The following is a 21,644-nucleotide window of genomic DNA, read 5'->3' as shown; positions in this document are numbered from 1 at the left end:
TAGGTTTTGCATACCCCAAGCCGCTTCCGAGCTTCATCCTTAAGCGGATGCTGAATATGCAACGCTTTAATCGGCATAGCGCACCATGACGTATTCGCCAGGTGCTTCGCCAAGCACATGTTTTGCCGGAATAGGCTTGGCTTTCACGGCTGGGCCAGAGCGCTGCTTGATCCAATGATCCATGGCCTCCCACCATGAGCCTTGAATCACGGGCGTTTGCGCCACCCAATCATCAGGATCAATCCATCCTGCGCCATCTTCTACACTGCCCATCTGGTAGCTGCGACGTGGGTGACCAGGCTCCGAAATAATGCCTGCGTTATGCCCTCCCGCAGCCAGCACAAAGGTGACGTGCGTATCGGTCTGCAATTGAATCTTGTAGACCGACTTCCATGGAGAAACATGGTCACGTGTGGTACCCACCACCATCATGGGCGCACGGATTTCTCTCAAAGCCACCGTAGCGCCAGCGAAACGGTACTGCCCCGAAGCCAGGGCATTGTTCAAGAACAATGCTGTCAGATATTCGCTGTGCATGCGCGCAGGCAGGCGGGTTTGATCCGAGTTCCAGCTCATCAGGTCAAAGCTCTCGTCTTCCTCCCCCAAAAGGTAGCGACGGGCATTGCGTGACCATACCAAGTCCTTGGAGGACAGAAACTGGAAGGAGCCGCCCATTTGCTTGCCAGAGAGATAGCCCTTTTTGTTCATGCTTTGACGCAGATTGGCCAGCTGGGCTTCGTCTATGAAAACACCCAGCTCACCGGGCTCGGAGAAATCTGTCTGCGCAGCCAGCAAGATCACTGAACAAAGTTGCGGCAAGTCCGCAGGAATCAATGCCTGTTCCTTGGCGTTGCGTGTTTTTTTACGCTCAAGACGGCCAAGCGCGGCCGCAGCAATTGCCAAGAAGGTGCCTCCCAGGCAATAGCCAAGAGTATGAATGCGCGCTGCCCCCGTCACCTGTTTCACGGCAGCCATGGCTTCCAGCACGCCTGCGCTCAGGTAGTCCTGCATTTTCAGGTCTCGATCTGAAGCGTCAGGGTTGCGCCAAGACACAATCAATACCGTGTGCCCTTGTCCGACCAGATACTTCACCATGGAATTGTGCGGAGACAGATCCAGGATGTAGTACTTCATGATGCATGAAGGGACGATCAGCACTGGTTCTGGCAACACTTTGCTCGTGCTGGGGCTGTATTGGATCAACTCGATCAAGTGATTGCGAAACACCACCTTACCGGGTGTGCACGCAACATCTTTGCCAACTTCAAAGGCCAGCGGCGCAAGAACTGCTTGCGACGGCAGCACTTTGGCTGCGCGCGCCGCTTTACGGTCTTGTAGATACAGCGACCAGCCTTTGCGCAGACTCTCTCCACCCGTAGCCTTCGCTTTTGCCAAGACCTCCGGGTTGCTCACCGCCCAGTTGGAGGGGGCCAGCGCATCCAACCACTGTCGGGCATAGAAGTCCACCAACCGCTGGTTGTGCTGCGTCATGCCTTCCACTTGCGCTGCTTCACGCCACCAGCTGTCGCTGGCCTTAAAGCCCTCCTTGATGGCACAGTAAGGCCACTTCTGCCAAACCTCATCCTTGAATCGCGCATCATGTTCTGCAGGAGGTTGAATGCTCGCCTGGACTGCCTTTTGCGCCAATTCAGCTGCGCGCCGAGCCAAGATCATCTGCTTGCCCGGCGCAAAAGCCAGATGCATCCACCAATCCATTGCCGCCAAGCCCATGGATGCAGGGGACAAGCCCATCGTCGTCGCACTCAAAGCCTCACGAATACGACCGTCCAGAGCCTGAGCGGCATCCGCCAGCGTGTCTGCCGGTTTTTTCTCGTCCGTCACATTCACCTCAATGCATAAGTTTCAGTACGTACCCCACAATGCATTCTGAGGAAAAGCCGGATTGACACCAAATGCAAAGCCTCGCTTCTTGATTTCGGTCAACAGCCGCGGACGAGCGCCTCCAAGGGGATTGACAGCCACCTCTTGTGTCACAGAAATGCTGCTTACGTCACACAACTTTCAGCAACAGCTTCAATTTTCGCTGCTTCTAGCACCATATGAGCAGCCTTTTCCGCCACCATGATGGTCGGCGCATTGGTATTTCCGCTGATGATGCGCGGGAAAATCGATGCATCCACCACACGCAGACCCCGCACCCCATGCACACGTAGCTGGCTATCGACCACATCGGTATCTGCTGGCCCCATACGACAGGTACCAACAGGGTGATAAATGGTGTCTGCGGTCTGCCGCACCCATTGCGCAATTTGTGCTGGCGTTTGTGCGGACGCAGAACTCGCCATCTCCCTAGCGCCGTGCTGTGCCAACGCTGGCTGCGCCAGAATCCTGCGCACAATTTGCACACCGTGCACGGTGCGCTGCAAATCGTCTGGAGTACTAAGGAAGTTGGGATCAATCAAAGGCAGTGCCAAGGGGTCTGCACTGCGTAACCGAACAGTGCCACGGCTTTGCGGTCGCAGCACACAAACATGGCAAGAAAAACCATGCCCCCACACAGTTTGGCGGCCATGGTCTATCAGCTTGGCAACCACAAAGTGCAGCTGCAAATCAGGCAGCGATTCTTGCGGACTGCTGCGCAAGAAGGCACCAGCTTCGGCAAAATTGGTGGTTAGCATCCCCGTACGCTGGCGGTGCCACTGCCAGGCACCTTGGGCAATATGCGCCATGCCAGCAACAGACAAACCAAAACTCTGCGTCAGTGCTGGTGCATTCGCCACAAGCACAGCATCCAGGTGGTCATGCAGGTTTTCCCCCACACCCGGCAAGTCATGCAAAGGCTGGATGCCAACATGGCGCAGATGCGCAACTGGCCCAATGCCGGAAAGCATCAGAATTTGCGGTGATAGCAAGGCCCCTGCACTCAGCAGAACCTCCCGCCGAGCATGCACCGTACGGCGTACACCTGCGCACATATATTCCACGCCAGTTGCCCGCCACCCCCCATTGACGGTATGTCGCAAGACAATGCGCAGCACCTGCGCACCGGTGCGCAGGTGCAAATTACTGCGGTGCAGGTGTGGTGTGAGATAAGCCTTCGCCGCACTGAAGCGCTCACCGTTCTTTTGCGTCACCTGATACAAGCCCACACCTTCTTGCGTGTGGCCGTTGAAATCTGGATTGGCGGCATAACCGGCCTGCACACCTGCCGCAACAAAATCCAGACTCAAGGCATTCGGCTGCTGCAGATCCATCACATGGAGGGGTCCACCTTGCGCATGAAAAGCATCTACCCCACGAGCGTTATGCTGTGATTTCATAAACCAGGGTTTGACATCGTCCCACGCCCACCCTGGATTGCCCTGTGTGGCCCAACAGTCATAGTCTTGCGGTTGGCCGCGCAAGTAAATCATTGCATTGATGGAACTACTGCCACCTATACCTTTGCCACGCGGCTGGAAGCCGCATCGCCCCTGCAACCCCGCTTGTGGCACAGTTTCCATGCCCCAGTTGAAGCGCCCTGTTTTGACCATGCCTGCCAGCCCAGCCGGACATTGCACCCACGCAGAAGCATCGCTGCCTCCAGCCTCCAGCACACACACCTGATGCTTTCCATCTTCAGTCAGGCGCCCGGCCAACACACAGCCTGCAGATCCTGCACCAATGACCACATAGTCAAATACCCCCTCCATCGCCGTCGCCTCTAGTGATAGTTGAAGAATGCCTCCAACATTACGCGCTCTGTCAAAGAATTTGGATACCATCTTCCCCGCATGCCAGTCATTAATTAATTAGGGAGATAAGACCATGAGCATTCAAACCGTAGGTATCGTTGGTGCAGGCACCATGGGCAACGGCATTGCACAAGCATGTGCAGTGTCTGGCGTTCATGTGGTGATGGTGGATATTTCGCAGACCGCCGTAGAAAAAGGTTTGGCCACCATTGCAGGCAGCCTGGACCGCCTGATCAAGAAAGAAAAAATCACTGCAGCAGACAAAGACAAAGCGCTGTCTTTGATCAAGACGTCGACCAACTATGACGACCTGAAGTCAGCCCAGCTGGTGATTGAGGCCGCCACAGAAAACTACGACCTCAAAGTCAAAATTCTCAAGCAGCTCGACACTACCCTGCCCCCAGAGACTCTGATTGCCACCAACACCTCGTCTATCTCCATCACCAAGTTGGGAGCGGCAACACAACGTGCGGACAAGTTCATTGGGATGCACTTTTTCAACCCTGTTCCCATGATGGCGTTGGTAGAAATCATTCGTGGCCTGCAAACCAGTGATGCCACACACGACACCGTCAAGGCGCTGTCGGAAAAACTGGGCAAAAGTCCTATCACAGTGAAAAATGCGCCTGGTTTTGTGGTGAACCGCATTCTGGTGCCCATGATCAACGAAGCCTTCTACGTGCTGTCTGAGGGCACAGCCTCTGCCGAAGACATTGATGCCGGCATGAAGCTGGGATGCAACCAGCCCATTGGTCCACTGGCGCTGGCCGACATGATTGGTCTGGATGTCTGTCTGGCCGTAATGGAGGTCTATCTGGAAGAGTTTGGCGATAGCAAGTACCGCCCATGCTACCTGCTGCGCGAGATGGTGGCAGCAGGCCGTCTGGGACGCAAGACAGGTCAAGGTGTATACACCTACTAAATCTTGCGATGAGCATCACTCATCAACGCCCGCTGGCCTGTACCAGCGGGCGTTTTTCATTGGCATGTGGCCTACGCACACCGGCACCGCCATTCTTTACATTGCAGTGTATTGCGTCACTTTAAGGAGATGAACATGCCCCAGGAACTGGACAAGGTGCTCTACACGGCCCGCGTACACACAACAGGTGGCCGTGAAGGTGCTTCGCTCAGCGATGATGGCAAGCTTGACATTCAGCATACGCCGCCAGGAGGCCATGGCACTGGAACCAACCCCGAACAGCTGTTCGCTGCGGGTTACTCCGCCTGCTTCATTGGCGCGCTCAAGGCTGTCGCTGCGCGCCAAAAAATCAGCCTTCCCCAGGACCTGTCGGTTGATGCCGAAGTGGATCTGGGCCCTGTCGGCCAGGCCTTTGGGATTGCGGTGCGCATGCATATTCATTTACCGGGCATGGGCAACGCACAGGCACGACAGCTGGTCGATGCCGCCCACGAGGTCTGCCCCTATTCGAATGCAACACGCGGCAATATTCCTGTCATATTGACCATCGATTGATGGATGAGGCATAGCGGGACATTCAAACGGAGAGTATTGCATCTGGCTGCGCATGGTAGGACTGGGTGTACAGATCGAAATACCCCTCCCAGCTTAAAACACCTGCGATGTCATCTGTCCGATAGCGCGCCAGCCACAGCCCTCGCACCGGAACCGTACACAAAGGCTGCTGCGACAGCCCATCCTGCAAGCGCGGCAGCACATCTGCCAATGGCACTTCGCAGGCATAGTGCCCCACGGTGACATGCGGCACATAGCTCCACCCAGGGTAAGGCGTATGGGCAGCTAAGACTGCATGCACGGTGTGCAAGGCAGCATGGGGGTGCACCGCCAGATAGGGCACGGTTGAGAAACTCCCCACACCTTGCAGCTGCAACTCAAACGCGGACAGCCGAATGGACTGCAATGCCTGCACATCGGCCCGCAACTGTACTGCGTCGAACTCGACGTTCCGGCACATCTGATTCCCTGCCATCAACCCCCTGTATGCCAGCGTGACGTGGGGCTGCCTTTCATAGCGAGACAGCAGCCACGGTGCAATGCAAGCGCGCGCCTGCGCCACTCCTGCAGCCACTTCAGGCACGTCTGCACGCACCACCCACACTGCACACCATGGACAACCACGGTGCCACTCCACAAAATCACGGTCTTCGCAGGCTTGTGTCTGAATCGCTGGGGACATTGGCATAGGTCGTGCAGTGTGCCAGCAAGCCACACGCTGCGCAGCAAATACCTGTAGCTGGCATAGGCGGCCTGGAGGACCCTCCCAGACTTCCAGCCACTCAAAATATTGAGCGCCGAGCCTCCATGACCTTGGCCCGTATTCACCGGGTAATTACCAGTGCACGCTGCAAGCCTCCCGCCAGTTTCAACGTGCAATATTCGTCAGATGAAACTGGCCTTGTTTTCAGACATCCATGCCAACTTGCAAGCTCTGCAAACTTGCATGGTTCATGCGCACGAACAAGGCGCCACACAAATGGCTTTTTTGGGCGATATGGTCGGTTACGGAGGCAGTCCAGCTGAAGTGCTTGATATCGTCATGCAGGCCGTGCAAGAAGGTGCCTGGATTGTGCGCGGCAATCACGATGAGCTGGCTTTTGAGCCCCCCACGCAAGTTCGACACATGGGGGAGCAAGGCGCGCACTGGACACATGCACAACTGACCCCGGCACACCTCCAGTTTCTGCAACAACTGCCGCTGTTAAGCCAGCATGGCAACGTACTGCTAGTTCATGCCAGTGCACACCGACCTGAGCGCTGGCCCTACGTTGACAACAGCACCATGGCCGAACGCAGCATGACAGCTGCCAGTGATATAGATGTCAACATTCACTTCGTATTCAGCGGCCATGTACACCAGCAAGCGCTCTACTATCTGACGCCTACTGCCAAGCTCATGCGCTTTGTGCCACAACCTGGGGTCGCAATTCCTGTCCCCATGCACCGCCAATGGCTGGCCATTGTCGGTGCCTGCGGGCAACCCCGAGACGGTGATGTGCGTGCCATGTATGCCATATATGACAGCAAGGCCTGCACCATGACTTTCCATCGCGTTGCCTACGACCACATGGCCGCCGTACACGCAGTGCACCGCAGCGGCATGCCCGTCAGTTTTGCACAACGTCTGGAGTTGGGACAGTGAAGAAGCTTGAACCAGGCACAGAAATAGACGGTTTTGTTGTGGACGCCTGTCTGCACGCGGGCGGTATGGCTCATATCTACAGTGTGCATTACGCCCATGTGCACCAGCACAGCACTGCGTCCGGATTTCCCATGGTGATGAAAATTCCACGCATGACGGCTGGTGATGGCGCGGAAAACATCGTCAGCTTTGAGGTGGAGTTGCAGATACTCCCAGCGCTGCACGGCCCTCATGTGCCACGTTTTGTCGCGGCAGGAGACCTGGTGCGCCTGCCCTATCTGGTTATGGAGCACATCAGTGGCAATACCTTGCAGCACTGGCTGGATGACACTTCGCCATTGCCTATTGAAACCATTGCCCAACTCGGTGCGGCCATGGCACAAGCGGCGCATAGCTTGCACCAGCAAAACTGCTGCCATCTGGACCTGAAACCTGGGAATGTACTGATTCAAGAAAACGGCAATGCCGTACTGCTGGACTTTGGGCTCTCCTGGCACGCACACTTTCCAGACTTGCTGGCCGAAGAACTGCGTAAAGCCGTCGGCTCACCCGCATGGATTTCTCCCGAACAAATTGTGGGCGTGCGCGGCGATGTGCGCAGTGATATTTTTGCCATAGGTGTCATGCTCTATGAACTGACCACGCGCGAACTGCCCTTTGGGGCGCCGAGCACAACAGGTGGCATGCGCCAACGCATGTGGATGGCCCCCACACCGCCGCGTGCCTTGCGCGCAGATGTGCCTGACTGGATGCAGGAAATCATCTTGCGCTGCCTCGAACCTGCTGCTGCCCAGCGCTACGCTACTGCCGCTGAACTCGCCTTTGACTTGACGAACCCCGAACAAGTACCCATCACCCAACGCGGTATGCGGATGCATGGCCTTCCTCTTTTCCGAAAGCTACGGCGCTGGATCAGCGCTGCCGGCATTCAATACCAACCCAGCCCTTTACCTTCGCAACAAATCGCTGAAGTGCCTATCCTCATGGTGGCCATACCGCACAAAGATGTCAGCGATGCCACTCTCTACAGCCTGCGTCAGGCTGTGGCGCGTTCCTTGTCCACCCGACCGGGGGCTCGGCTTGCGGTTGTGACCGTGATTTCTCCTTCAGCCAGCAGCACCACCGACAGCAGCCGCAGTGAGACACGCCTTCACCGCACCCATCTGGCACGACTCAAGCAATGGGCACAAGGCTTGGAGATAAAGGGGCATGGAGTCAGCTTCCATGTTCTGGAAGCTAGTGATGTAGCCCTTGCCTTGGTGCGCTATGCCCAAGGCAATAATGTCGGGGTAATGATTTTGGGCGCAGCCACCCATGGCTTGCAAATGCAACGCCTGATTGCCACAGTCCCAATGCGCGTAGTCCGTGACGCGCCATGTACTGTCATCTTGGTCAAGCAGCAGCTGCCGTTTCAAGCACTCCGTCAAATACAAAGCCCAGACGGCTCTAGCCTTTGAAAGCAATGACTTACTTGTCAAAAATTCCAATCCAGCTCTGACTCGTCACATAAAATTATCAAAAAAGCTTTAATTTACATATAGATACAAGCGCAAGCAACGGGTTTGCATTCGTTTGCATTGAATGAGTACCACGATGTGAAATTTTTTGTTACAACACTGCCATGCGCATTGCTGTTCTCGACGACGATCCGATTTTTTTGAAGCTGGTAGAAGCCACCATTCACCAAATGGGGCATGCCACTATTTTGTTCGAGACAGGGGAGGATTTGCTGCGCGCTATGCGCCGCGAAAGCTTTGACCTCTTGATCGTAGACTGGCTGCTGCCTGGCCTCAGCGGCATTGAAGTCGTGCGCGCTTTGCGCGATGCAGGCGGTAGCAAACTACCCATCCTGTTTGCCAGCCAGCGCCATGAAGAACAAGACATCGTGGCAGCATTCAGTGCCGGTGCAGACGACTTCATGATCAAACCGCTACGAGTTCAGGAGCTCATGGCACGCGTACATGCACTGATGCGCCGTGCATATCCCGATGTGACCGCCATGCGACTGGAGTTCGAGCCTTACCGGCTTGATCCGATTGCTCGCACGGTATACCTGCACAACACACCCATTGAGCTCAAGCATCGCGAATACGAGTTGGCTGAGTTCTTGTTTCAAAATTGTGGCCGCTTACTCTCTCGCAACCATCTGACCGAGTCCGTGTGGGGGAACATCACTCCTACACCATCGCGTACGCTGGACACCCATGCCTCGCGCCTGCGCACCAAGCTGCAACTCGGCCAATTCCACGGTTCAGGCCAAATCTATCAGTTGAGCGCTATTTATGGCTTGGGCTACCGTATGGAAATTTTGCCTGCTCCCGAAAAAATCACCACGCCAACTTAAATAATGCCGACGTGCATGGTCACTGCAGACCATTGACTCCATCTGAGCTTGGTCTGCAACGCGCACAGCGTATGTTTCTTCCTGCCAAGCGCCAACCACGGCGCGTCGGCACATCCCATTAAGTTGCTGCGCAACGGTACTCGGAGCAAGCGCTTTGCGCAATGACTGCCAATTCGTGCCAGCCTGCCACCCCGCTTTCCTTTTTACAGCACTCTGAGAAGGAAAGCCGTATGCTTTCATTGTCTGCTTGCGCTTAACTCCAAGCCTTACTGCTGCACCCATCGCACAACATGAAGCTGCCACTTTTAAGCTTGACGACCAAGATCGTGCTCATGGTGGCCACCATGGGTCTTGCTTTCGCAATGATCACGTTATATGCGAAATGGCATGTACAGCATATCGAGTCGCAGTATCAGAAGTTGCTTGAACAACAGGCAACCCTTGGCAATCGTTTAGGCCTGGTACGTCAGCACCTAGGTGACACCACAGCTCTGGTGCATATGGTGCCGACAACCGTATATGAAGATCAATTGCATCTCACGCAAGAGCAACTGGCGCAAATGCAAAAAGCTTTTGAGGCCAATTTGGATCAGATCTATACGCTGCTCCCTGACCATGATTTTCAACTGGATCAAGTACTGATCCAATCACGCCATATGTTTGCAGGCGGACAGCGCGTGATCACCAGCCATCTGCGCTGGCGCGACGAAGACGCACTGCTCGCGCTGAGTCAGAGTTTTACGCCTGCTCTGAAAAAACTGAAGGTCGAAATCGATACGCTGCACAACGACGCTCAAAAAGTCTTTGAAGCAGCGTCAAAAAATTTGGAGGCGCATACCCAACAAACCATCAACCACACCACTTTGGCGGGCTGGCTCAGCGTGGTGCTCATTTCTGCATGTGTGGCATGGATTGCGCTGCGTCACGTGTCACGCCCAATAAGCCGTCTCATCGGCAGCATGCAACTTATGAGTCTGCATCATTACGACACGCTGATTAGTGATCAGGAAAGAGGCGATGAGATTGGCTCAATGGCGCGTGAGCTTCAGAACTTTGGGAAATCTTTGCAAGAGGCCGAACGAGTTGAGCGAGAGCTGGCCGTGCAACACCAAAATCTTCTATGGACTGAACGGCTGCAGCAAATGACCAGCGCATTGCCTGGCGCAGTGTTTCAAGTGCAACTGTCACCGGATGGCACGTTAAGCCTGCGCTTTGTCAGCCCGCAGTGGACCCAACTGATGGGGGCGCCACCCCAGACCTGCGCCAGCCTCGAAAAAGCGGTGCAAGTGATTCCCCGCCATGACCGAAAGGCAACCTCGATGGCGGAAAACTGCTTCAAGGAAAGTGCAAAAACATTGGAGCCAGTGGATTTCGATGTCTCCATCGTGATGCTTGATGGCGTGACTCGATGGATCAACACCCGAGCCAACCCGCATCAAGAAAGTGACGGCAGCATAATTTTCAATGGTGTATGGATGGACGTCACCAAAGAGATGATGCAATCGCGTGCTCTGGAAAAGGCAAAGCGGCAAGCAGAACAAAGTGCCATCGAAAAATCCACGCTGCAGGCTAGTATCAGCCATGAGATTCGTACACCGCTCAATGCCATTCTGGGCTTGACGCAATTGCTGCTCAAAGCAGATCTGCCCCAACCACAACGCGAACAACTCCATCACATCTTGCGCGCAGGTCAGCACTTGCGCGGCATTGTCAATGAAGTCCTCGACTTTTCGAAGATTGACGCAGGACAGCTCAAGCTGGAAAGCACTGATTTCAGTCTCGAGAATGTGGTGCAGGATGTGCTCAGCATGTGCCAGGAAGAAGCCAGCAAGAAAGGCCTGTCACTGAGCTACAAGATGGCACGTGAAATGCCCGACAGTCTGCGTGGTGATCCGCACCGCATTGCGCAAATTTTGCTGAACTATGTCAACAACGCCATCAAGTTCACCACCTGCGGCAGCATTCATATCGCCATGCGTCTGGACGCCAGTAGTACCTTACATCGCATCGTGCTGCATGCCAGCGTGAAGGACACCGGCCCAGGAATCCCTGCCGATCGCCTACCCACCCTGTTCGATGCCTTCCAGCAAGCTGACAACTCCATCACACGACGCTTTGGCGGCACAGGTCTGGGACTGACCATCTCCCGCGCACTGGCACAACTTATGGGCGGTACGGCCGGCGTACACAGCACCCTGGGACTTGGTAGCACCTTCTGGTTCACCGCCATACTCGAGCCAGCGCGCATTACGGTGCCGCGCCCACAAACACATGCGCTGGAGCAACAGGCTCACATCAGCACAGATCTCTGGCAGGGCCTGCGCATTTTGGTAGTGGACGACAACCCGCTGAATCGTGCAGTGGCCGAAGGCATGCTGCATGCCCTTGGACTGCAGACTGAAACTGCGGAGGACGGAGCCGAGGCACTGGAGAAATTACAGACCTCAGGTCCCGATTTTTTTGCCTGTATTCTGATGGACATCCAAATGCCGAACATGGATGGAATCAGTGCTACTCAAGCTATACGCCAGCTGTCAGGATTTGAAATACTCCCAATCATTGCCATGACGGCTCACACCGCCGTGCAAGACGTGGAGCACATGCACTTGGCTGGCATGAATGCCCACTTGAGCAAACCCTTGCTGGAATCCGCTTTACACCGTGTGCTGCAGCAGTGGCTGGGCCATGTCCCCCAACTCGAACTATCCAGCAGCGGCCACAACGCTCTCTCAGCACCCTTGCCACCAGAGTTTGATGCGACAGCCATCGACGCGCTGGCGCAACTGTTTGATAGCGCCAAACTTCAGCAGCTGATCACTCAGTTCACGCATGACAGCCTGCAGCGTGCAAGCAGGCTTCTCGCACTGGCATCTCAGCACGACTGGCCAGCCATGCGCGCAGAAGTCCATAAGCTGACTGGCACTGCCGCTACATTTGGATTGATGCGCCTCGGCCACCTGTCATCTGCATTGTCTGGTGCGCTGAAAGCCGCAGATTCCGAGCGAGCCATGGAACTGGCAGAGCAAATTTTCCAGTCTGCTCAAGCTGGCGTGGCTCAACTCCAGACTTATTGTCCCAGGCAAGCTTGACGCTTACTTGCGCCTAACCCATATCGCGGTTTAGTTGATGTGCTGACATCTCATCTTCACGGATGGGAGGCATCCCGTCAATTTCCATGCTGGTGTTCCAGATGCTCATGCGGCAGGAGCATCACACCAGTGCGCAATGCCTGCGCGGCTGCCGCAAGCTGATGGCCCACGGCATCTGACACCTTATGGTCTTTTCAGCGCCTTTCAGACAGCACAAACACAACATAGCTTCTTCGTGTTCAGCCTTGTGAAACGATTAACAGCCTCCGCGCACGCGACACTCTGGCACGAGATTCCCTTGCGCATCCCGCCACTGCATCGCACCAGGAGCCGGCGTCGAGGCTGTCGTATTGCCGGAAGCAGGGACCGCAAGCTTTTGCTGTGGTGCAGCAGACGTTTGCGGATCGTGCAACACGGTGGATGTCCCAACGCCTGCCCCCACACGTGCACCGCCCACAGATGTGGATGCACCCACCCCGGCATTGCCTGTAACCTGCCCCCGCTGATTGACGCCCACGCCCACGCCTACCGGGCCTACGCCGGTGCCAATACCAGCAGACACGCCACCTGTGCCAAGACCCACTCCAATGCTGAAAGGCCCCACAGGTACACCAACCCCGACCCCTGCCGAGGTTGCGCAGCCTGCCAGTAAAAACATCAGTGACATGGACAGCAATAGTTTTCTCATGAGATGCATTGTGCGCAGTTCCTGCCAATTGCACACGCAGCTTTACTATCAGCCCTGTGTCTCGAAGAAAATTTGAAATCAGCAGCAACTTCAATTGTGCAAGCTGAGGAACGATCTTGGGCATGTAAAAAAGCCTTGGCAGCTTTCACTACCAAGGCTTTCAGCACTCAAAGCGGCTGGAGTCTAGACCAGCAGCGCGTTCACACGCTTGACATAGCTGGCCGGGTCTTCAGGAATCCCGCCTTCTGCCAGCAATGCCTGGTCAAACAAGATGTGCGCCAGATCGTGAAAATGAACACTGCCATCAAGCTTTTTGACCAAGGCATGCTCGGGGTTCACTTCCAGCACTGGCTTGCTCTCTGGCGCTTTCTGGCCGGCCTGCTTGAGCATGCGTGCCAGCTGCGCGCTCATCCCGTCTTCAGTGACCACCAGGCATGCAGGGGAGTCCACCAGGCGGGTGGTCACGCGCACGTCTTCGGCTTTGTCCTTGAGCGCTTCTTTCAGCTTGGCCAGCACAGGCTTGAAGGCTTCAGCCGCTTCCTCGGCGGCCTTTTTCTCGGCTTCATCCTGCAGCTTGCCCAGATCCACAGCACCCTTGGCTACCGATTGCAGCGGCGTGCCATCAAAGTGTGTCAGATAGTTCAGCGCCCACTCGTCCACACGGTCCGTCATCAGCAGAACTTCAATGCCCTTTTTCTTGAACACTTCCAGCTGCGGGCTGTTCTTGGCGGCAGCCAAGGTTTCGGCGGTGATGTAGTAGATGGCCTCCTGGCCGTCCTTCATGCGTGCCTTGTAGTCAGCCAGCGAAACGCTGGTGGTGTCGCTTTGCGTGGAGGCAAAGCGCAGCAGTTTGGAAATGCGCTCCTTGTTGGCAAAGTCTTCGCCCAGACCTTCCTTGAGCACCGCGCCAAACTCGGCGTAGAACTTGCTGTACTTGCCTTCCTTGGCCTTGTCATCGGCATCCACCACATCGGTCACGCCATCCGCACCCTCTTGGACCTCATGCTTGTCGTGCTTGGCCAGATCTTCCAGCATGCCCAGCACACGCTTGACCGAACCGTCACGGATCAGCTTCACATCACGGCTTTCCTGCAGCAGTTCACGGCTGACGTTCAGTGGCAGATCGGAAGAATCGATCACCCCCTTCACAAAGCGCAGATAACCCGGCAGCAAGGCTTCAGCATCGTCCATGATGAAGACGCGCTTGACGTACAGCTTCACACCGGCCTTCTTTTCACGGTGGTACAGATCAAACGGTGCCTTGGCCGGGATGTACAGCAGTTGCGTGTACTCCGTGTTGCCTTCAACGCGGTTGTGGCTCCAGGTCAGCGGATCGTCATAGTCGTGGCTGATGGCCTTGTAGAACTCTTTGTACTGTTCCTCGGTCACGTCCTTCTTGGCGCGGGTCCACAAGGCGCTGGCCTTGTTGACGGTTTCCCATTCGCCCGTCTTGACCATCGCGCCGGGCTGATCGTTTTCACCTTCTTTCCACTCTTCCTTTTCCATCAGGATAGGCAGGCTGATGTGGTCGGAGTACTTGGTAATCAGCTGTTTGAGCTTCCAGCCGTTCAAAAAGTCGTGCGCATCTTCGCGCAGGTGCAAGGTGATGCTGGTGCCGCGCTCGGCACGCTCGATTTGCTCCACCTCGAACTCGCCCGTGCCGCCGCTCACCCAGCGCACGCCCTCGCTGGCAGGCAGACCAGCGCGACGGGTCTCGACGGTGATCTTGTCAGCCACGATGTAGCCGGAGTAAAAGCCCACACCAAACTGACCAATCAGTTGCGCATCGCTCTTTTGGTCACCCGAGAGCTTGTCCATAAAAGCCTTGGTGCCGCTCTTGGCGATCGTGCCCAGGTTATCAATGGCTTCTTGCTGGCTCATGCCAATACCGGTATCGGCAATGGTGATGGTCTTGGCATCTGGATCGAACGAGATCCGCACTTCCAGGTTGGGCTGATCCCCGTAGAGGCTGCTGTCGTTCAACGCTTCAAAACGCAGCTTGTCGCACGCATCCGAAGCATTGGAGACCAGCTCGCGCACAAAGATCTCCGGATTGGAGTACAGCGAATGGGTCACCAAATGCAGCAGCTGGGCAACTTCGGCTTGGAAAGAATGGGTCTGTTTGCTCATCGTTCTATCTTTTGCAGTCTTACGTAAACACCAATTATGCAAAGCCAGCAGGCTGGCACAGGCAGGCATATGAGGCTGCACGCCCAGAATTCAAGACCTCCGATTCGTTGCGCCAAGGCAACGCATTGGAGTAACAACAAAAAAGTTAAAAAGAATTGTTCTCAGTCAAACATAGAATTGATACACCTCAAAATCAAGAGGCACCAACTTCAAATTCCCCATGCCCAACGCCACAAAAACATCTAACAAGGCGGGACTGCACTGCGAGCTGACTCAACTGGCTTTGGCCACAGGTCTGTGCGTGGTGGGTGCGTCCGCTTTTGCGCAAGACGCCACCTTGTCTACCGTGACCGTCCAGGACAGTGCCGCCGCATCTGTCAAGGTCGATGAAGCACCCTCCGCCAAATTCACTGCCCCGCTGCTGGATACACCCAAGACCGTACAGGTCATCAACCAGGAATTGCTTCAGCAAACAGGTGCCACCAGCCTGCAAGAAGCACTCAAGGCGACACCGGGCATCACTTTCGGTAATGGCGAGGGCGGCAACCCAAGCGGCGACCAACCTTTTATCCGCGGTGCAGATGCGCAAAGCAGCACATTTGTGGATGGTATGCGTGATATCGCAGCCGGCAGCCGCGAAGCCTTCAACCTGGAATCGGTGGAAGTGATCAAAGGCGCTGATTCGGCCTATGCAGGCCGTGGCGGTGCAGGTGGGTCAATCAACTTGACCACCAAAAAAGCCAAGAACGACAACTTCATCGCTGGCGATGTGGGCCTGGGCACAGACAGCTACAAGCGCGCCACTCTGGATCTGAACCGCAAGTTCAACGAAACCACCGGTTTTCGCTTGAATGCCATGGCCCACGACGCCGATGTAGCAGGCCGCAAAGGGCCTGAGAACAAGCGCTGGGGCATTGCTCCTACTGTGACATTTGGCATGGGGACACCCACAGAAGTCACACTGTCATGGCAACACCTGAAGACCGACAATATTCCGGATGGCGGCGTGCCTTACGCACTGAGCAACACCGCCATGGCCAAATTGCCTGGAGGCAGCAAAGTACGCCCCACGTACGGCAACAGCCGCGACAACTGGTACGGACTGACCAAGCGCGACTTTGAAAAAGAAGAAAGCGATCTGTTCACTGCCTCGGTTGAGCACAAGTTCACGGAAAACAACAAGTTCCGCAACAGCCTGCGCTACAGCAAGTCGGAACAGGACTACCTCTGGACACAGCCTGACGACAGCAAGGGAAATGTGGCCAACGGCTATGTATGGCGCCGTGGAAATGCACGCCAGGCCGAAGTCACCACTTTGCAGAACGTCTCCGAATTCATCGGCAAGGCGCAAACTGGCACGGTGAGCCACAGCTATGCCATCGGCTTGGAACTGTCCAAGGAAAAGTCGGATGTTCGCTCTGCCGCCGTGCAAAGTGGCGGCACCTGCACTGCCATCGGCACCTGGTGCGCATCACTCAACAATCCCAATGGCAACGAGCCTTGGGACTTTGCGTACAAACTGCCCGACCAAGCCACCCGCAACCAGATCGACACCATCGCCTTGTATGGCTTCGATACGCTCAAATTCAACGAGCAATGGTTGCTCAACGCAGGATTGCGTGTGGACCACTACCGCATCAAAACCTCCGGACCTGCCAGCACCGGACGCAATCCGGCCCCCGCTTATGATCTCAGCCGCAGCGACACCTTGTACAACTACCAGTTGGGCATCGTGTACAAGCCTGCCAGCAACGGCAGCATCTACGCCAGCATTGGCACTTCCTCTCGCCCCGGCGGCTCCAGCCTGGGCAATGGCAATGAAGATCTGGTCATCAATACCGATGTTCTGGCCGATCTCAAGCCAGAGAAGACTCGCTCCATCGAACTGGGCACCAAGTGGGATCTGCTGAACAACAAGCTGGCGCTCAACGCAGCACTGTTTCGCAACGAAGTCTCCAATGTGCGCATCACCGAAAACGGCTTGACCTATATGGGTGGCAACAAGGTGGTCAACGGTGTGGAGCTGGGCTTCAGCGGCCAGATCACTGCGGGCTGGAATGTGTTTGGTGGCTACACCTACATGGATAGCGAGCAAAAAGACATGGGCGCAGGCAATGTTGCCAACGGCCAGCCTTTTGCCAACACGCCCAAGCACAGCTTCAGTCTGTGGACCAGTTACAAACCCATGCAGAAGCTGACACTCGGTCTGGGTATTTATGCCCAAAGCAGTGTGAACCAGGGTTATGTCCGCTCCACCGTGGATAACGGCCTGGTCACCAAGGGCGCCAGCGGCTATACACGCTTTGACGCTATGGCCAGCTACCAGTTCAACCCCAATCTGGCGCTGCAGCTCAATGTCTACAACCTGAGCGACAAGGTGTATTACAGCGGCGTTCGCTCGCCCCACTACGCCAATATCGGCGCAGGGCGTTCAGCTGTCGCCACGCTCAAGTTCACGTACTAAGTGCATCTAGCGGCGTACTTGCCGTGCTGGGGCTAGAACAGGTTCAGCTCATATATCCAGGCCCCGCCAGCAGTAGCTGCTGCGGGGCTTTTCCGTAGATACTTGCACAACAGTCCACGCAATTGCGGGTAGAAAAAAGGTTGTTTTTGCCATGATGCTGCGTATCCCCGCCCTTCTTTCACCTGAAGAGGTACAAGAATGTCGCCAGGCCCTGGAATCGGCTCAGTGGCAAGATGGACGTGCCACCGCTGGCCACCTGGCGGCTAAAGTCAAAGCCAATCTGCAACTCCCTATTGACAACCCTTTGGCCGCCAAGATGGGCCAACTTATATTGGACAAGCTGGGGCACAACCCGCTCTACCTGTCCGCAGCCCTGCCGTTGCGCGTTCTACCGCCCCGCTTCAACCGCTATGAAGGCGGCGGCACTTACGGCAATCACATTGACAGCGCTCTTTTTGTCATACCGGGCACCGCCATCAAAGTGCGCAGTGACATTTCCACCACCGTGTTCTTCAGCGACCCCGATGAATACGAGGGTGGAGAACTGATTGTCGAAGACAGTTTTGGCCATCAGAGCGTCAAGCTCGCTGCCGGAGATGCCATTGTTTATCCTGGTACCAGCCTGCACCGCGTCAACCCAGTCACCAAAGGCACGCGCTACGCTTCGTTCTTTTGGACGCAAAGCCTGGTCAGGTCTGAAACCCAGCGGCGCTTGCTGTTTGATCTGGACCAGTCCATCCAGCAACTCACCCTTGATCACCCTGATCACCCCAAGATTTCTGCGCTATCGGGCACGTACCACAACCTGCTGCGCATGTGGTCGGAGGCCTGATGCACAGCAGCATTCGCAACGCACTGGGTGAGCCTCTGCGCGCAACCCACAAGCAGATTCCGGCCAACATCGCATGCGCGGCAGATTACGAGGCCCATGCCATCCACCACATGGAGGCCAGCGCATGGCTGCACCTGCAAGAAGGTGCTGACCAGAACATAACGCTTGCGCACAACCGCGCTGCATTCAACGCACTGCGCCTGCTGCCTCAACCTGTAGGCGATCTGCGCGCTGCGCACACCCGCACCCGCCTGCTTGGTCATGAACTGGCGTGCCCCATTTTGTTGGCACCCGTGGCTTACCAGCGTTTGGCGCATCCTGAAGGAGAGTTAGCCACCATGCGAGCGGCCATGGCCTTGCAAACAGGCATGGTGGTGAGTACGCTGTCCAGCTACACGCTGGAAGCAATTGCACTCGCTGGGCAAACCGCCCAAGCCGAGGTTGGAGCTGGAGCACCACGCTGGTTTCAGCTGTATATGCAGCCCGACCGCGCGCACAGCCTGGAACTGGTGCGCCGTGCGGAAGCAGCAGGCTACAGCGCCATTGTCTGGACTGTGGACGCCAGCATGAAACGCTCTGGCTATACGCTACCTGCAGGTGTTGAGGCAGCCAACCTTCAAGGCATGCCCCCCAACCAGCACACCAGCGCTTTGCAAGGCCCCATGCTGTTCGGCACCCCACTGATCGCCCAGGCGCCTCGCTGGGACGACTTGCGCTGGCTGCGCGCGCAGACCCAGTTGCCTCTCCTGGTCAAAGGCGTGCTCTCGCCCAGTCAAGCCCGCTGCGCTGTGGAGCTGGGCGCCGACGCATTGGTGGTATCCAACCACGGTGGCCGCGTTCTGGACGGTGTGGTCAGCCCTGTGGACGTCTTGCCAGCGATTGCCCAGGCCGTGGGCAGGCATGTGCCTTTGCTACTGGACAGTGGTGTGCGCTCTGGCACAGATGTGGTCAAGGCCCTGGCTCTAGGTGCCAGCGCAGTATTGGTGGGACGCCCTCAAATGCATGCTTTGGCCACGGCAGGCTTGTTGGGCGTTGCCCATATGCTGCACTTGCTACGTGCGGAGCTTGAGCTGACCATGGCGCATTTGGGCTGCGCTGCTATCGCAGATATTTCTCCTGCTGTGCTCTGGAATCCTTCCGGAGGTTGATTGTCTAGGCTGCAGTACGAACCGCTGCAGATTGTGAAATTTGTCAACGCAACACCACTGGCGGCCACGGTTTGATTTTTCTTGACAGTTGCAGGCTTCCCTCTCAGAGTTCTCCTCTCTAGCATGTGCCGAAATTGGCAGAAGGACTGCCAATTGTTGTCAATTTGCATATAGAAAAGAAGGAGCCGGTATGCATACCTCGGTTCAAAAATGGTCCGCTGAATTCATTGGCACGCTGTGGCTGACTTTGGGCGGCTGCGGCAGTGCCGTGCTGGCGGCTGCATTCCCAGAAGTGGGTATTGGTCTGGTGGGAGTCTCACTGGCATTCGGTCTGACCGTTGTCACGGGCGCTTATGCCCTGGGTCCTATTTCTGGCGGGCACTTCAACCCCGCCGTCTCCGTGGGCCTGGCCATGGGTGGCCGCTTTGCATGGCGTGAACTGCCTGGCTATGTCATTGCCCAGGTGCTGGGAGCCATTGTTGGCGGTGGCATTTTGTACGTCATTGCCACAGGCAAGCTCAATGCGGATCTGGGCAATTTTGCGACCAACGGTTTTGGTGATGCATCCCCAGGCAAGTACAACCTGACTGCTGCCTTGACGACAGAAATCGTCATGACCGCACTGTTCCTGATTGTGATCCTGGGTGCAACGGCCAAGCGCGCTGCTGCCGGTTTCGCAGGATTGGCCATCGGTTTGTGCCTGACGCTGATTCACTTGATCAGCATTCCTGTCACCAATACCTCTGTCAACCCCGCTCGCTCTACCGGAGTGGCCGTATTTGGCCCTGAAATTGCCATGAGCCAGCTATGGCTGTTCTGGGTGGCACCAATTGTGGGGGCCATCATTGGCGCAGTGATCTACAAGTGCTTGTTGGCCAATCGCGCTGAAGACTGAGACCACTCAACCACGTCAACCCTCGTAAAAAGGGAGCTGTATATGCAGCTCCCTTTTTTCTTTTCCAAGTCCTCGGCACGTGAAGAATGTCCTCCCATCACTGCGCCAAGACCTAGGTTTTAGAACTTCTTCTTGGGGGTGTCATCGCCGTGTTCCGGGCGGATCACCTTGATGGGCGCTGCCTTGCCCTTCAACGCCGCGGGTGCCCGATAGGTGCGAATACCACTGAACGAGCGGCGAATTTCACCTTCATTGCGTGCATAGTCTGGGCGCTCTTCACGCACCGGCTGATTGCGTGCCCGATCGCGGCCCAAATTGCCTTCCTTGCTGAAGCGAGGGCGATCTCCTCCGGCCCCGCCTTCGCGCCGGGACCCTCGTTCACCGTCAAAGCTGCGCTCGGAGCGAGGACCACGCTCATCGCGGTTGAAATGTGGGCGGTCACCGCCTTCTGGGCGTGGGCCACGTTCGTTGCGGTCGTTGAAACGGGGGCGATCCGAGCGGCCAAAGCCACCTTCTTCACGCCGCGGACGGTCGCCAAAGCTGCGCTCGGAGCGAGGACCACGCTCATCGCGGTTGAAACGTGGGCGGTCACCGCCTTCTGGGCGTGGGCCACGTTCGTTGCGGTCGTTGAAACGGGGGCGATCACCGCCACCCAAGCCGCCTTCACGACGCGGAGCGCGCTCGTCGTTGAAACGGGGACGATCCGAGCGGCCAAAGCCACCTTCTTCACGGCGCGGACGGTCGCCAAAGCTGCGTTCGGCGCGAGGGCCGCGCTCATCGCGGCTGAAACGTGGGCGGTCACCGCCTTCTGGGCGTGGGCCACGTTCGTTGCGGTCGTTGAAACGGGGACGATCGCCGCCACCAAAACCGCCTTCACGGCGCGGTGCACGCTCGTCATTGAAACGGGGACGGTCCGCGCGGCCAAAGCCAGCTTCTTCACGGCGCTGACGGTCGCCAAAGCTGCGTTCGGTGCGAGGGCCGCGCTCATCGCGGTTGAAACGTGGGCGGTCACCGCCTTCTGGGCGTGGGCCACGTTCGTTGCGGTCATTGAAACGGGGGCGATCACCGCCACCAAAGCTGCCTTCACGGCGGGGTGAGCGCTCATCGCGTGCGCCAGTGCGGCGCTCAGAACGTTCACCCGCGGGGCGGGCGGGACGGGAGGCACCGTCAGACTTGGGGCCTCGGGAATGTGGATGGTCTTTGAAAGACATGCTCGGCTCTTGGAGTTAGGCCGCTA

At 56.5% G+C, this 21,644-nt stretch carries 16 protein-coding genes; 10 read left to right on the top strand and 6 right to left on the bottom strand.

Annotated features, from left to right (window positions below; genetic code table 11):
- Nucleotides 1-66 precede the first annotated feature (66 nt).
- A complete protein-coding gene (locus QEP11_RS15265) occupies nucleotides 67-1,842 on the bottom strand; it encodes a PHA/PHB synthase family protein (protein WP_284337506.1) in 1,776 nt (591 codons plus the stop codon).
- Nucleotides 1,843-2,006: 164 nt separating this feature from the next.
- Complete coding sequence (locus QEP11_RS15260) at nucleotides 2,007-3,653, bottom strand: GMC family oxidoreductase (RefSeq protein ID WP_284337505.1); 1,647 nt, start codon at nucleotides 3,651-3,653, stop codon at nucleotides 2,007-2,009.
- Nucleotides 3,654-3,768: 115 nt separating this feature from the next.
- Between QEP11_RS15260 and QEP11_RS15255 the strand changes: the two genes are divergently transcribed.
- A complete protein-coding gene (locus QEP11_RS15255; RefSeq protein WP_284337504.1) occupies nucleotides 3,769-4,617 on the top strand; it encodes a 3-hydroxybutyryl-CoA dehydrogenase in 849 nt (282 codons plus the stop codon).
- Between the two features lie 135 nt (nucleotides 4,618-4,752).
- On the top strand, nucleotides 4,753-5,172 hold the full coding sequence (locus QEP11_RS15250) for an organic hydroperoxide resistance protein (protein WP_284337503.1): 420 nt from the start codon (nucleotides 4,753-4,755) through the stop codon (nucleotides 5,170-5,172).
- Nucleotides 5,173-5,194: 22 nt separating this feature from the next.
- Here QEP11_RS15250 and QEP11_RS15245 read toward each other — a convergent pair whose 3' ends face one another.
- The gene (locus tag QEP11_RS15245) at nucleotides 5,195-5,854 is read right to left on the bottom strand and encodes a 2'-5' RNA ligase family protein (RefSeq protein ID WP_284337502.1); all 660 of its coding nucleotides are present in this window, start codon (nucleotides 5,852-5,854) and stop codon (nucleotides 5,195-5,197) included.
- Between the two features lie 207 nt (nucleotides 5,855-6,061).
- On the opposite strand from QEP11_RS15245, the gene QEP11_RS15240 reads away from it, so the two are divergent.
- The 4 genes from QEP11_RS15240 to QEP11_RS15225 all read left to right on the top strand — a co-directional run bounded on the left by QEP11_RS15240 (nucleotide 6,062) and on the right by QEP11_RS15225 (nucleotide 12,250).
- Complete coding sequence (locus QEP11_RS15240) at nucleotides 6,062-6,817, top strand: metallophosphoesterase family protein (RefSeq protein WP_284337501.1); 756 nt, start codon at nucleotides 6,062-6,064, stop codon at nucleotides 6,815-6,817.
- Nucleotides 6,814-8,274: a serine/threonine protein kinase gene (locus QEP11_RS15235; RefSeq protein WP_284337500.1), complete on the top strand. Its 1,461-nt coding sequence runs from the start codon at nucleotides 6,814-6,816 to the stop codon at nucleotides 8,272-8,274. The genes QEP11_RS15240 and QEP11_RS15235 overlap by 4 nt, the downstream gene beginning before the upstream one ends.
- A 164-nt stretch (nucleotides 8,275-8,438) precedes the next feature.
- Nucleotides 8,439-9,161, top strand: a complete 723-nt coding sequence (locus QEP11_RS15230; protein WP_284337499.1) for a response regulator transcription factor — start codon at nucleotides 8,439-8,441, stop codon at nucleotides 9,159-9,161.
- Nucleotides 9,162-9,451: 290 nt separating this feature from the next.
- Nucleotides 9,452-12,250, top strand: a complete 2,799-nt coding sequence (locus QEP11_RS15225; protein ID WP_284337498.1) for an ATP-binding protein — start codon at nucleotides 9,452-9,454, stop codon at nucleotides 12,248-12,250.
- A 256-nt stretch (nucleotides 12,251-12,506) separates the two neighbouring features.
- On the opposite strand, the gene QEP11_RS15220 is transcribed toward QEP11_RS15225, so the two are convergent.
- Together QEP11_RS15220 and htpG are read right to left on the bottom strand one after the other, a co-directional pair.
- Complete coding sequence (locus QEP11_RS15220) at nucleotides 12,507-12,938, bottom strand: hypothetical protein (RefSeq protein WP_284337497.1); 432 nt, start codon at nucleotides 12,936-12,938, stop codon at nucleotides 12,507-12,509.
- A gap of 183 nt (nucleotides 12,939-13,121) precedes the next feature.
- Nucleotides 13,122-15,068, bottom strand: coding sequence for a molecular chaperone HtpG (htpG, locus tag QEP11_RS15215; protein WP_284337496.1), 1,947 nt, complete (start codon nucleotides 15,066-15,068; stop codon nucleotides 13,122-13,124).
- Between the two features lie 220 nt (nucleotides 15,069-15,288).
- On the opposite strand from htpG, the gene QEP11_RS15210 reads away from it, so the two are divergent.
- From QEP11_RS15210 to aqpZ, 4 genes are all read left to right on the top strand, one after another.
- Nucleotides 15,289-17,532, top strand: coding sequence for a TonB-dependent receptor (locus QEP11_RS15210; RefSeq protein WP_284337495.1), 2,244 nt, complete (start codon nucleotides 15,289-15,291; stop codon nucleotides 17,530-17,532).
- A gap of 151 nt (nucleotides 17,533-17,683) precedes the next feature.
- Entirely contained in the window at nucleotides 17,684-18,364 is a 681-nt protein-coding gene (locus tag QEP11_RS15205) for a Fe2+-dependent dioxygenase (protein ID WP_284337494.1), read from the top strand.
- The gene (locus QEP11_RS15200; protein ID WP_284337493.1) at nucleotides 18,364-19,512 is read left to right on the top strand and encodes an alpha-hydroxy acid oxidase; all 1,149 of its coding nucleotides are present in this window, start codon (nucleotides 18,364-18,366) and stop codon (nucleotides 19,510-19,512) included. The genes QEP11_RS15205 and QEP11_RS15200 overlap by 1 nt, the downstream gene beginning before the upstream one ends.
- Nucleotides 19,513-19,702: 190 nt before the next feature.
- Nucleotides 19,703-20,407: an aquaporin Z gene (gene aqpZ, locus QEP11_RS15195; protein ID WP_284337492.1), complete on the top strand. Its 705-nt coding sequence runs from the start codon at nucleotides 19,703-19,705 to the stop codon at nucleotides 20,405-20,407.
- A gap of 119 nt (nucleotides 20,408-20,526) precedes the next feature.
- Here aqpZ and QEP11_RS15190 read toward each other — a convergent pair whose 3' ends face one another.
- Nucleotides 20,527-21,618 (bottom strand): hypothetical protein, encoded by a 1,092-nt coding sequence (locus QEP11_RS15190; RefSeq protein ID WP_284337491.1) that lies wholly within the window; start codon nucleotides 21,616-21,618, stop codon nucleotides 20,527-20,529.
- Nucleotides 21,619-21,644: the final 26 nt, after the last annotated feature.

The sequence above is a fragment of the Comamonas halotolerans genome, assembly GCF_030162935.1.
GTDB lineage: Bacteria > Pseudomonadota > Gammaproteobacteria > Burkholderiales > Burkholderiaceae_C > Comamonas > Comamonas halotolerans.
This window is presented reverse-complemented; position numbering and strand designations above follow the sequence as displayed.